The 12,331-nt window shown below is 42.8% G+C and carries 8 protein-coding genes; 3 read left to right on the top strand and 5 right to left on the bottom strand.

From position 1 onward, the window contains the following. Positions 1 to 38 precede the first annotated feature (38 nt). Together PN499_RS18990 and PN499_RS18995 are read right to left on the bottom strand one after the other, a co-directional pair. On the bottom strand, positions 39 to 2,375 hold the full coding sequence (locus tag PN499_RS18990) for a CBS domain-containing protein (RefSeq protein WP_272033663.1): 2,337 nt from the start codon (positions 2,373 to 2,375) through the stop codon (positions 39 to 41). A gap of 675 nt (positions 2,376 to 3,050) precedes the next feature. Then, entirely contained in the window at positions 3,051 to 4,853 is a 1,803-nt protein-coding gene (locus PN499_RS18995; protein ID WP_272033664.1) for an efflux RND transporter periplasmic adaptor subunit, read from the bottom strand. Positions 4,854 to 5,409: 556 nt separating this feature from the next. Between PN499_RS18995 and PN499_RS19000 the strand changes: the two genes are divergently transcribed. The 3 genes from PN499_RS19000 (at position 5,410) to PN499_RS19010 (ending at position 8,722) form a co-directional block, all read left to right on the top strand. Beyond that, entirely contained in the window at positions 5,410 to 6,264 is an 855-nt protein-coding gene (locus tag PN499_RS19000; protein WP_007354516.1) for an Npun_R2479 family HD domain-containing metalloprotein, read from the top strand. Positions 6,265 to 6,339: 75 nt separating this feature from the next. Next, positions 6,340 to 7,446: an AI-2E family transporter gene (locus PN499_RS19005; protein WP_272033666.1), complete on the top strand. Its 1,107-nt coding sequence runs from the start codon at positions 6,340 to 6,342 to the stop codon at positions 7,444 to 7,446. Between the two features lie 208 nt (positions 7,447 to 7,654). Continuing rightward, positions 7,655 to 8,722, top strand: coding sequence for an ABC transporter permease (locus tag PN499_RS19010; RefSeq protein ID WP_272033667.1), 1,068 nt, complete (start codon positions 7,655 to 7,657; stop codon positions 8,720 to 8,722). A 143-nt stretch (positions 8,723 to 8,865) separates the two neighbouring features. Here the strand turns inward: PN499_RS19010 and tsaB are convergent, their stop codons facing one another. The 3 genes from tsaB to PN499_RS19025 all read right to left on the bottom strand — a co-directional run bounded on the left by tsaB (position 8,866) and on the right by PN499_RS19025 (position 12,171). Further along, on the bottom strand, positions 8,866 to 9,609 hold the full coding sequence (gene tsaB / locus PN499_RS19015) for a tRNA (adenosine(37)-N6)-threonylcarbamoyltransferase complex dimerization subunit type 1 TsaB (RefSeq protein ID WP_272033668.1): 744 nt from the start codon (positions 9,607 to 9,609) through the stop codon (positions 8,866 to 8,868). 87 nt (positions 9,610 to 9,696) lie between these two features. Next, entirely contained in the window at positions 9,697 to 11,493 is a 1,797-nt protein-coding gene (locus PN499_RS19020; protein ID WP_272033669.1) for a serine/threonine-protein kinase, read from the bottom strand. A gap of 264 nt (positions 11,494 to 11,757) precedes the next feature. Then, positions 11,758 to 12,171, bottom strand: coding sequence for an RpnC/YadD family protein (locus PN499_RS19025; protein ID WP_272033670.1), 414 nt, complete (start codon positions 12,169 to 12,171; stop codon positions 11,758 to 11,760). Between the last annotated feature and the right edge of the window lie 160 nt (positions 12,172 to 12,331).

Consider the following 12,331-nt stretch of genomic DNA (forward strand, 5'->3'; position numbering starts at 1 on the left):
GGGGGCCGTTACGTAATCCTGGGTAAGTCCTGTATCTTCTAAATTGGTCGCCGACACTGCGGGTGGAGAGGAATCTGAATCACAAACTCTGTTCCTTTTCCAGGTGCTGAAATACATTCCAAAATTCCCCCATGTTTCTCAACTACCAAGTGGTGAGAAATAGATAACCCCAACCCAGTGCCTTTACCAATAGGTTTTGTAGTAAAGAAAGGGTCAAATAATTGGTGGCGAATCTCCTGGGAAATACCGGGGCCATTGTCAGCAATTGAAATAGCTACCCAATCAGCATCTAAAACAGAGGTAGTAATCCGAATTGTAGGATGTGGCAATAGAAAATCATCTATAGGCAATTGTCCGCTTTCCTTGCTCTTCTCTTTGCCGATGCTCCATTGCCCATGTGCTTCTTCTAAAGCATCAATGGCATTACTCAGGATATTCATAAATACCTGATTTAACTGTCCAGCATAACACTCCACGCGAGGCAGTTTTCCATAGTCTTTGAGAATTACAATCGGAGAAAATCCGCTTTGAGGTTTCAGCCGATGCTGCAAAATCAGCAGCGTACTCTCAATCCCCTCATGAATATCCACTAACTTCATATCCGCTTCATCTAAGCGAGAAAAATTCCGAAGCGATAGGACAATTTCTCGTATACGTTCCGATCCTAACTGCATTGAAGACAAAATTTTGGTAATGTCTTTCACCATAAAATTGAGATCGACATCTTCGGCTGCTGCTTGAATCTCCGGGACGGGATCTGGATAATGTTGCTGATAAAGTTGCAGCACACTTAGCATTTCTTTGATGTAATAGTTGATATGGGAAAGATTGCCATAGATAAAGTTAACAGGATTATTAATTTCATGGGCAATACCAGCGATCATTTGTCCGAGAGAGGACATTTTTTCTGTTTGAATCAGTTGAGTTTGGGTTTGCTGCAACTTACGAATAGTTTGCTCTAATTGATGGGCTTGAGTTCTAAAACGAGCTTCTTTTCGCCGTAATGCTTCTTCTACTCGCTGACGCTTAATAATATCCCGCCTTAGCAATTCATTTGAGGTTGATAATTCCGCAGTTCTTTCTTCAACTTGTTTTTTTAAGTTATCATGAGCTTGGCGCAAAGCCTCTTCTGCTCTCTGACGTACTAAAATTTCCTGCTGCAATTGGTCGTTGGCTTTCTTTAATTCAGCAGTGCGATCGTCAACTGCTTGCTGCAAAAGTTCGATCACTCCGTACATCTCAGAGGGGTTGAGAACTTGCAGTAAACTTGTCTGGGAAACTATTCCCAGAAGTTCGCCTTCACTTCCAGCTACGACTAAGCGACGCACTCGACGGCGCTGCATTTCCTGGTGAGCTATCCACAATGAGTCTGAGGGAGCCAGACAAAACAAAGGGCTACTCATGACATCAGCAGCCTGTATTTGTGATAAATTCAGTTCTAGAGCGTGAAATTGCACAATATCTCGCTCAGTGACAATACCTACAGGCATTAATAATTTGGTATTGATTATGGGGTATTCAATTTGAGGAATTGGACTTTGATAAGGGGAAATTGGGAATTCTTCTTCTGTCCACAGTTCCCCTTTTTCCCAATTAGTACCAAATTCGGATGAGGTACAATTATTAGGAGAAAAAGAAGCAAATATTGGTCTTGAATTTTCCCTCTGTGTTACTCTGGGAGCTAGAAGTTGCGTCAGCTCAAAAGGTTTTTCTTTTCGTGGTTTTCTAGAGTTTTGATACCGATTTCTCTCTTCGACAATCACAATACAACTGACTCGATGGCGTGCCATTAGTTGGGCGAGGTTGAGTACGGAGGCAGTTTTTGGCGCGTAGATAACTTCGGATGTCATTACGTCTGTCACGTAGCGCAAGCTAGTTAGCAAGTTGACGGGTTGTAGTGCTTGTCTAATGCTTTCGGGGGTGACTATGCCCATTAGTAGTCCGCGATCGTCAACAATGGGCAGATGGCGAATCCGGTGTTGGCGCAATATAGATAGGGCTGTAAAAATATCTTGGGAGTCGGATTGCTTGAGGGTAATTACGGAGCGTGTCATTACTTCGGCAATTCTGACTGAGTTCAAGCTGATCCCGTTGGCGGTGAGCCTGACTATATCTCGCTCGGTGAAAACACCTAAGAGCTGTAACCCTTCCATCACCAAGACGCAGCTAGCTCGTGCTTCGCCGATCGCGCTGGGGTCATGAATGGTATCCAATTGACAAAATTGGTACCAACTGGGCAGTTCGCAACTGCTACGTACTTGGCTCATGAGAGCTAGGACATCGATCAGGTAGGTATCGGGAGCAACTGTTAAAGGATGGCGATCGATGGCTTGCTCCAAAGCTGACGAATAAATAGGCAGGCCGTTAAGGTGCATGGTTAGTTCGCTTATTATCGGGATTGGTAAATGTTTTGTAAGATTTACAGCTATTCTTTATCCAACTTAATTGATTATTAATTTATCTTAATCAATTGTTACACTAGGATAATTGATAGATAAATTAGATTCAGCGTTGATGCGGCGTTCCCTTATCAATAAATTTTACACTTAAAACTTAAGAAAATATGAATTTTTAACAAAGGGAAGGAAAATTGAGATCTCGAAAGGAATTTAGGGGTGAGAATACCTCTGAATCCTTAATGCGTAAAGCGTTGAGTGTCTTAAAGTTCCAAATAAATCGCAGTGATAGGACTTTGGCACCCAACCAAAGAAACCGGGTTTTTTGACGAAAATACTTCGCCCTTATCCACAGATGCTCTCAAAAACCCGGTTTCTGGAGCCATGAGCGTAAGTTCTAAGTGATTAGGACAAGTTTATTGACAATTATGACGGTAGAAATACCTACGGCGATCGTCAAGCGATCGCTCCCCATCCTCATTCCACCTTGTATAGCAGAAGGCAGGAGGCAGAAGGCAAGAGGCAGGAGGAAAATGCAATAATAGAAAGGGTTTGGGCGATCTAGAATTCCCTAACCGCTGTGGTTGCGGACTTTGTTTGTGTAGATGGGATTTCAATCGCCGGATTTTCTTCTTTCCTATTCCTTTTTCTGGGCTATAGTTTAGTATTAGGAACCATGCTATTTTCAGAAATTATATTAACGCGATCGCCATCTTTAAGATTTTCAACACCTCCAACCACTACCCGATCGCCGGCCTTTAAACCGCTCTTAATTTCCACCTTAGCTTTACTTAAATTGCCTCCCATAGCACCCACAACCTCGCCAAGGACAACAGATTGAGCTTGTACTTTATTTTCGCCTACCAGCCGATAAACTATTCCCGAACCATTCGTTTGCGGTACGACTGCTTTGGCTGGGACTGTCAAGCCTTGAGCGCTTTCTGTTGCTAGGGAGGCGCGTAAAAACATTCCGGGTCGTAAGAGAGATTCTCTAATATCAGTTACTCTCGGTAAATTAATTTTAACAGTAGCTTGACGATTGCCGGGTTCAATATTGGGTGCTATTTCGCGCACGTTACCACGCAAAGAGATCCGGGAATCAGAGTCGGAAATTAGTTTTACTTCTGTGCCAATTTTTATTTGCGGCAGTTGAGTTTCTGGGACTTTAAGTTGTAATTCCAGTCTGCCATCCCTGATAATAGAATATAGTTTCTGCGAGGCGCTAGTAACATCTCCAACGCGAACAATTCTTTCGGCAATAATTCCGCTTTCAGGGGCTCGCACGAGAGTTTGTTCTAATTGTGTTTGCAACTGCTGCACTCGTGCTTCACTACTGCGGACGCTGGCTTGATTGTTGCCTACATTCGCTTGAGCGCTACCAATATTAGTTCCTGCTGTCTCAAATTTTGCTCGGGCACTGCTAACACCAGCTTCGGCATTTCTAATATCTGCTTGAGCATTAATAATCTGAGCTTCAGCGACTTTTACTTCTTCGATCGCTTGGTTGATTTCTTGAGCTGATTTTTTCAAGTCTTCCTGAGCCGTCTTTACCTCTGTCCTGCGCTTTTCTAAGTCTTGAACGCTAATTACTCCCTGGGAAGCTAAATTTTGAGAGCGTTCAACTTCTCTTTGAGCTTGCTCTAATTGGGCGCGGGCTTGGGCGGCGCTTGCTTGGGCAACGCTAACGCCTGCTTTAGCTTTATCAACGCCTGCTTGAGCTTGAATTGCCCTAGCTCTGGCTTGTACTAAGTTGGCTTTGGCTTGCTCAAAGGCTGCTACAGTTTCGTTTTGCAGCGATTGAGCTTGCTGTACTTGTGCTTGTGCTTGCTGAACTGTGGCATCGGCAGATTGAACATCGGCGATCGCTTCGGCAAGTTGCGATCGCAATACGGAATCGTCAAGTATAGCCATTACCTGACCTTTTTCAACAGTATCTCCTTCTTTGACCAAAACTTGCTTAATCTGCAAACCATTAACCTGAGCCAAAACTGGTAACAAGTCATAAGCAGCAATAGTACCCGTACCTTCGATACTGCGATCGACACTGGCAACTTCCACCGGTGCGACTTCCACATTCTGAGGCATTCCTGCTTCAAATTGGGCAGATTCAGCTTTAACTTCCGGTGTTGCAGGAGACTGTTGGTTAAAAAAGAATTGCATACCCGCGATCGCCGTCACGGCCCCAATTCCTAAACCCACTAGCAAACCTTGCCATTCCACACCACTAGCAACTCTGCGATCGTCTTCTAATTCTTCTTCGTCGGATTCTGGATCGCGATCGCTCGGAGTTTCGTTTTCAGGCTGATTAGAAAAATCATTTTTAGAGGGATCTTCAACCGCTAGATCGTCCCCCGCCTCTTCTTCCCAACTTTTCGCCTCAAAGTTGCTACCACGTCTACCCTCTGGAGGGAAAGGTGGCTGAGTGTCTTCTGTTTCTGGTAAAACTCGATCGGTCACTTTTGGTTTCTCCCGGCAGTCTTTACCTTTAGTTTTGTTATTGTAAAGAAAGATTGCAGATTTAAAATCGTAGTTTACATTTTAGCTTCACTCAACCCATCCTTGTTAAGGATGAGTAAAATTCATCCCTAAGACTTAGAGGGCGATCGGCAAAAATCAAGATTGGAGATGGCTCCAGAATGCACCTTTTTAGTAGTCTTTTTCCCCAATATCGCTCTAATTTAGGACTTAGGAAAAACTGTTTCTAACGCCGCCGTCTCAGCAGTAAGGAACAGCCCAGACGGCTACCATACTATGAGCGCGTGTAATTCCTAATAATTTTTAAAGCTGAGCTGTATAAACAGCGAGGTTATGGTAAAAAGAATAAAATCAAGTTTTCTAATATATAGCAACCGCTTTCGTAGGTTAGGACGTTCTGAATTGATGAAACCATTGATTCTCTTCCCTTCTTTCCCTAGCCCTGAGCATCCTAGCCCCTAACCGCCTTGGCGGTTGCTATAGTAAGGGGTGTCCGCGTCCCGATCGATCCTAGACTCAGCACGAGCAACTGTCAAGTATGGTTTTTAATGCAACTGAACTTCTGATCGATGCCTTCGTGCAGAAAATACGGTTTGGCTACACCCGCACTTACGGCGGCTACAAACCAGACTACGAAGACATCATCGCCTGGGCAGGCAGTATGGCGCTAGAAAATATCGCCAACAGCGATGCTCTCTACCACAACGTTGAACACACGATTTTGGTGACATTGGTAGGCCAAGAAATTTTACGAGGCAAACACATCCGCGAAGGCGGGGCTTCCTGCGAAGATTGGCTACACTTCATCATCTCCCTAGTTTGTCACGACATCGGCTACGTCAAAGGCGTTTGCCGCCAGGATCGAAATGGCTGGTATGCTACGGGTAACGGCACAGAATTGGTGCCTCTACCTCCCGGCTCTACTGATGCTAGCTTGACTCCCTATCACGTAGACCGCGCTAAACTGTTTATTGACGAGCGGTTTGGCGGCCATCGGCTGATCGATGCTGAGGTGATTAAGCGCAATATCGAACTGACTCGATTTCCCGTACCAAAAGAGTCGGATCATCAAGATACAATTAACTTTCCAGGTTTAGTTCGAGCTGCCGATCTAATTGGCCAACTCAGCGATCCTCGTTACCTCAAAAAAATTAGTTCCCTTTACTATGAATTTGAGGAAACTGGGTTTAACCAAAAAGTGGGATATAAAAATCCTGGCGATTTACGGGTTAACTATTCCAAGTTTTACTGGCATGGGGTTCACCCTTATGTAAAAGATGCCTTGCATTACTTATCTCTGACTCAGCAAGGCAAACAGGTTATTGCTAATCTCTACTCGAATGTGTTTGTAGTTGAGCATGACTTGTCGGCTGAGGAAGCTATGGCTGTTTAGGGCGATCTATAAAATGATTTTAGATTTTAGATCGAGTCTCAATCTTAAATCTCAAATCGGAAATATCAAATCGACATGAATAGTGTGTTTTCTCCCGTCCAACAGTTTCTAATTACTTGGTTGCTAGTTTTAGTGACAGGTTGGTTTACTCTCGGTGCGATTCATTATGTCGCGGAATTGATCAGTATTTTAGTAACGGCGGGACTGATTGCGTTTTTATTGAATTACGCGGTAGCGAGACTGCAAGTATTTTTGCCGAGGGGCGCGGCGGCGGCGCTAGTTTATTTTGCTGCTGGGTTGGTTATGGCAGTGATCGTTTTGACGATCGCACCTCCTGTTTTAAACCAAGCTGCACAATTAGCGGTAAGATTCCCAGACTTACTAGAGTCTGGGCGACAGCAATTAGCGGAGTTTCAGATTTGGAGTGCGGAGCGTAATTTGCCGTTTGACGTGCAAATCTTGGAGCAACAATTGTCTGCTAAAGTGCAGGAACAAGTACAAGCGATCGCTGCTAGCGGTTTGGGTTTAGTTGTAGGAACTGTTAACTGGTTTCTTGACTTAATCTTAATCCTGGTAATTTCGTTTTATATGTTGTTAGATGGGGAAAGAGTTTGGCGGGGTTTGACGAGTATTTTTGCGCCAGAAATTCGCTATGTTTTAACAGAAACTTTGGAGAGAAATCTTCAGCGATTTGTATCGGGACAGTTGTTGTTAGGCCTATTTATGGCCATCGGGCTGACTCTGGTTTTCTGGGTTTTACAGGTTCCTTTTTTCTTGCTATTTGCTGTGTTCATCGGGTTGTTGGAAGCCATTCCTTTTATTGGGGCAACTCTAGGAATTGGCGCAGTGAGCATTATTGTGGCGTTTATTGATTGGTGGTTAGCGCTGGAGGTTTTGGTAGCTGCGATCGCTCTTCAACAGGTGAAGGATAATTTAATTGCTCCTCGGATTATGGGTAGTTTAACAGGATTTAGCCCTGTGGTTATTTTTGCGGCTTTACTGTTGGGAGGTAGAGTGGGAGGGGTTTTGGGGGTAATCTTAGCGATTCCTCTAACGGGAGTTGTGAAAAGTATTGTGGAAATTGTACTTAATCCCAAGTTACCGCCGCAAACTGGTTCATTTTTCTACAATCCTTTTAATGGTCAAGCATTGAAGGAAATAGAAAAGGTGGAAAATGGGTAATGGGTAATTGGTAATTGGTAATGGGTAATTGGTAATTGGTAATGGGTAAGGGGTAATGGGTAATTGGTAATGGGTAATTGGTAATTGGTAATTGGTAATTAAGAGGAGTAATATATGATTTGGCGGTTGAAACCGCTACTACACAAACAAAGTCCGCCTACGCGGACTAAAGAATACAACAACTAACAACTAACAACTAACTAAAATTATGAAATGGTGGCAAAATCTTAAAAATAATCCTTTAGCTCGATTGGGGGCTGTGTTACTATTGATTTTGTATGGAGTGGCGATCGCGGCGGATTTTATTGCGCCTTATGACCCCTATAACTCTCAATTGAATGGTTCTCTATTACCGCCAACGCAGATTTATTTAACTACGAGAGACGGCAGATTTATTGGGCCTCACGTTTACCCCGTAACTCAAGGGCCAGTGGATGTGAATACGGGCGATCGTAATGTGATTGTAGAATGGGAAAAACCTTCACCTTTAAGTCTATTTGTCAAAGGTGATAGCTATAAAATATTAGGGATTATACCATTTAATAGACATTTGTTTGGAACTAATGGCGAGGCAAGATTCCACCTTGTAGGTACGGATGAACAGGCGCGAGATCAGTTTAGTCGTTTGGTTTATGGAAGCAGAATTAGTCTGAGCATTGGATTAGTAGGAATTGCGATTTCTTTCCCTCTGGGTATGTTAGTCGGGGGGATTTCTGGATATTTTGGTGGTTGGATTGACAGTGTTTTAATGCGATTTGTTGAAGTTTTGATGACGATTCCAGGCATTTACTTGTTAGTAGCCCTAGCTTCTGTTTTACCACCTGGATTGACTAGCACTCAGCGGTTTTTGTTAATTGTGTTAATCACTTCCTTTATCAGTTGGGCGAGTTTAGCGCGGGTGATTCGGGGACAAGTGCTCTCAATTAAACAACGAGAATTTGTACAGGCGGCAAGGGCGATGGGGGCAAATCCAGTTTATATTATTGTACGCCATGTATTGCCGCAGACAGCAACTTATGTGATTATTTCTGCTACTTTGGCGATTCCTGGGTTTATCGTGGCTGAGTCAGTTTTGAGTTTGATTGGATTAGGAATTCAGCAACCGGATGCTTCTTGGGGAAATTTACTTTCTTTGTCTACGAATGCTTCAATTTTGGTGTTGCAGCCGTGGTTAGTGTGGCCGCCTGCTTTGTTGATTATTGTAACAGTTTTGGCGTTTAATTTGTTAGGAGATGGATTGCGAGATGCACTCGATCCAAGGAGCTTGCAGAGGTAGGTTGGGTGGAAGGAAGTGAAACCAAACATCAGGATTATAACACTAATTTTGAGTATGGGTATAAGAAAGTCCTGAGATTAAACTCTCTTTTCACCCTTTCTAAAGTAAATTCACTGTAAGCCATCTTAATTATTCCTTTTAACTTATAACTTTTCTTCAACGGGATGTTGCCCATAATAGGGTAATGCTTCTGACCAGTTAGGGCGTTTTCCGTGTTGATAATCTAAATAAGCTAGTTCTAATAAGCTGAAAACTGACGCGCCCAAATCATTTTGAACCTTAATTAAATGATATGGTGTGGGCCAAGATTCTAAAGTTTCTTGCCAGGCTTCAAGCATCATTACTTTATCTGGTAATAACTCAATTAAGTTGGAATCATTGCCGTCATTTTTTGCACTTTTAACTGCATATATTGCCCCAAATAATTGACCGCGCTGTGCAGGCATTTGGAGGGCGATTGAATTTTCTAATGGTGGGATTCTAGAGGATAATAAAATATTTTCTACTTCTCCTTTTCCCTCTCTTTCTTCCTTCTCTCTTTTCTCCCAAGCTACAGCCGCTAAAGTTGAAATAGCAAACAAAGGAATATCTAACTGTTGCGCTAGAGTCCTAGCCGTAACTACACCAATCCGAGTTCCCGTAAAACTTCCTGGCCCTTTAGCAACTGCAATAAATGCCAAATCTGCCCAAATTTGCGGCTGAATAAAATCTAGTAAATTTTGATGCAAATGGGTAGCTAAATTGCGGCCTAAATCCCACACTTGATAGCGGGAATCACCAGCAAAATTGCTAATTGCTAGACCTAATTCTGGGCTGGCGGTATGAATTGCTAAACCGTATTTTGTTGATGTTAGAGACACAATATTTTTGATTAAGTTAAGAACCATTATAGCGCCGCACTCGCTTGCAGTCAAAGATACCACCCAGAGGGCGGTGTTACGTCAGAAATGCGTAAGCTGGGTCTTACTCTAGAACTACTTTGTTGTGTAAAAAAGCGGTAAAGCCATAAATAGGCAACCTAAAAGAATACCAAATGGGCCAGACACAAAAATAGTATAATTTACGCCTATTCCCATCATCAAAAATATCCCTGCTAATGTAGCCAATAAACTATTGGTCTTAAATTGTTCATTTTTAGCAACTTGATTTTTGACATAGAGAAAAACAGATGAAATTATTATTCCTACCCAAGGCTTTAAAATAATTATTTGGGTTCCCAAGATAAACAGCATTAAGGCAAACATTAATAAGTCTATCCAGAAATCTTTACTTTTCAACTTAAAGAGCCAAAATTCTCTAGTTTTAAGTTGGGAGACTCGCCAGGCTAGTTTATTGTTTTGCAGCCGAATGATTTTATTTCGGAACTGGATTTTAGTGTCTATCTGTAACACCTGCTTCCACTCTGGTCTAGGAGAATTGTTAACTCTTCCCAAAAGTTTAACTACGGATATCTGATTTAATTGTAAATCAGTGAGAGTAGTGGCAATTATTTGAGATAAATGGGGATAATGAATCTTACAATCTTCATTTCTATTGATGACAACAGTTAATTTCCGCTTGGTTTTGTTAACTTGAATCTTAACATTGTAGGGAGTCAGTGTATCTTGCAAAGCTTGCTCAATTTTCCCCTGTAGTTTTTGATTTGGTGGCGGCGGTAAATCAGGTGGTAATACTGGGGGTTCTGGGGGCATTTCTGGGGAAACAATTGCAGGTTCAGATGTTACAGGCAATGTTTCTACATAAACGGGTTTGGGATTCAAATGCCTAATTACGGCTGCGGCTGCATGATAACGATGATTAGTAGCACCTTGCAGCATTTTGTCAAGAATATGACCAAAATCATCGCTAACAGGTGTTTTCAAATAATCTCGCCACGCCCAAGCGCCTTCTCTGCTGTCGAATAAATCAAATGGGGGAACTTGGGTCAATAAATGAATGCAGGTGATGCCCAAGCTGTAGATATCGCTGGCAAAAACTGCTTTACCCATGAGTTGTTCTGGGGCGGTATAGGCGGCACTTCCTACGATCGTACCTGTTTGCGGCAGACCATTTCCCTTAACTTTTTTCGCTGCCCCAAAATCTACTAAAACGAGTTGGCCGTTTCTAGCAATTCCTGGAGAAACTAGGGATTGAGAGCTGATTAAATCGGCAGGTAAAAGAGGGATGAATCCGGTTGCTCCACCTTGATAAATGTTGGTACGGCGAATAATATTTTCTGGTTTGATATCGCGGTGAATGACTTTAGATTTATGAACAAAATGCAGAACTGGAAGTAAATCTTGGAGAAGTTGGCGAATTTGAAGTTCGTTGAATGGGCCTTTTTGTGTTAGTTCTTGAGCTAAGTTTTTGCCGGCGATAAATTCTTGCACCAAATATTGCTGCCTGTCTTGCTCAAAATGTGCAATCAGGTTAGGAATCTGGGGATGTTTTCCTAATGTTTCTAGCTGCATTGCTTCTCGATGAAACCACTCTGCTGCTTTCTCAGTTGGATTTTGAGGAAAAAATTGTTTAATTACACATTGCGAGTAAGTGAAGGGTTTATTTTCATCTACTGCTAAGAAGGTTCTGCCAAAGCCACCTTGTCCGATGGGCTTTATGGCTCGGTAGCGACACTCTAAGGGTGTTTCCAGCTCTTTCGGAGCTGTTTCGCTTTTGATTTCACTTAGTGAAAGGTTGTGTGTCAGCAACAATTTAGAGCCGCAGCTAGAGCAAATTTCTGCATCAGCAGGATTTTGCGGATTCTGACAAGCTGGATTGAAGCAATAGCTCATTGGATTTTAGATTTTAGATTTTAGATTATTTTAAAAAGATGGTTTCGCCTGCTATTTTACGCGACGATCCGCTGAGGTTGTTGAGAGTTTACCGCCAAACTGCTCAGTTGGATTTTGCGATCGCGCGCCATTCCTAATTATTCTAGGCTGAAGGCTGAGCGCGATTAGCCTTGAGGCAAAGGCTTAATGAAGAGCGCGATGCCTTCGGCGCGGCGTTTCGCCATCGGACTGATTCCAGACACGCGCTCTTTAGATCCAATTTAACTAACTTTGTAAGCTTTGCACCACCTCCAGCGACAAACCTGTAAACCTAGCAATTTGCTCTAGTGGCATATTTTCCCGTAACAAATTCCGAGCAATTTCTTCCATAGCAGACTGCCTGCCTTCCTGTCTGCCTTCCTGTCTGCCTTCCTGCCTGCCTTCCTGCCTGCCTTCCTGCCTGCCTTCGTCTATTCCTTCCTGCAAAATCTCTTGATAAATAACTGACTCGTGCATAATATCCCTCCGTAGAATTCTTGAAATTACATCTCTCTCCAATACTAAACCGGCCAAAATCCCCGCCGATGCCATTAAATTACTTTGCACTCGTCTATCTGGAATCTCTGCGATGGCCGATGCCACTTGATTTAAAACCCTCACAGGGTCTTCTGTCCGACTCAAAACCGCAAAAGGCAACATTCCGGGCGCACTTAAAAACAGGCTCTTTCGGCATCCTGTGGTAAAATGTATCAGATACTACATTTTACTAGGTTGCGAGCAATGGATCTTCACTTAGATATTTTATTAAATTTACCGAATGTAAGTGTTTTTACTTGTTATGATCGAGAAGGATTCAAGA

The sequence above is a fragment of the Kamptonema animale CS-326 genome (assembly GCF_028330895.1).
GTDB lineage: Bacteria > Cyanobacteriota > Cyanobacteriia > Cyanobacteriales > Microcoleaceae > Kamptonema > Kamptonema formosum.

Bases quoted from the DNA above. Each gene is read 5' to 3' on its own strand.
- PN499_RS18990 (WP_272033663.1), bottom strand. From the start codon at position 2,375: ATGCACCTTAACGGCCTGCCTATTTATTCGTCAGCTTTGGAGCAAGCC.
- PN499_RS19000 (WP_007354516.1), top strand. From the start codon at position 5,410: ATGGTTTTTAATGCAACTGAACTTCTGATCGATGCCTTCGTGCAGAAA.
- PN499_RS19005 (WP_272033666.1), top strand. From the start codon at position 6,340: ATGAATAGTGTGTTTTCTCCCGTCCAACAGTTTCTAATTACTTGGTTG.
- PN499_RS19010 (WP_272033667.1), top strand. From the start codon at position 7,655: ATGAAATGGTGGCAAAATCTTAAAAATAATCCTTTAGCTCGATTGGGG.
- tsaB (WP_272033668.1), bottom strand. From the start codon at position 9,609: ATGGTTCTTAACTTAATCAAAAATATTGTGTCTCTAACATCAACAAAA.
- PN499_RS19020 (WP_272033669.1), bottom strand. From the start codon at position 11,493: ATGAGCTATTGCTTCAATCCAGCTTGTCAGAATCCGCAAAATCCTGCT.
- PN499_RS19025 (WP_272033670.1), bottom strand. From the start codon at position 12,171: ATGTTGCCTTTTGCGGTTTTGAGTCGGACAGAAGACCCTGTGAGGGTT.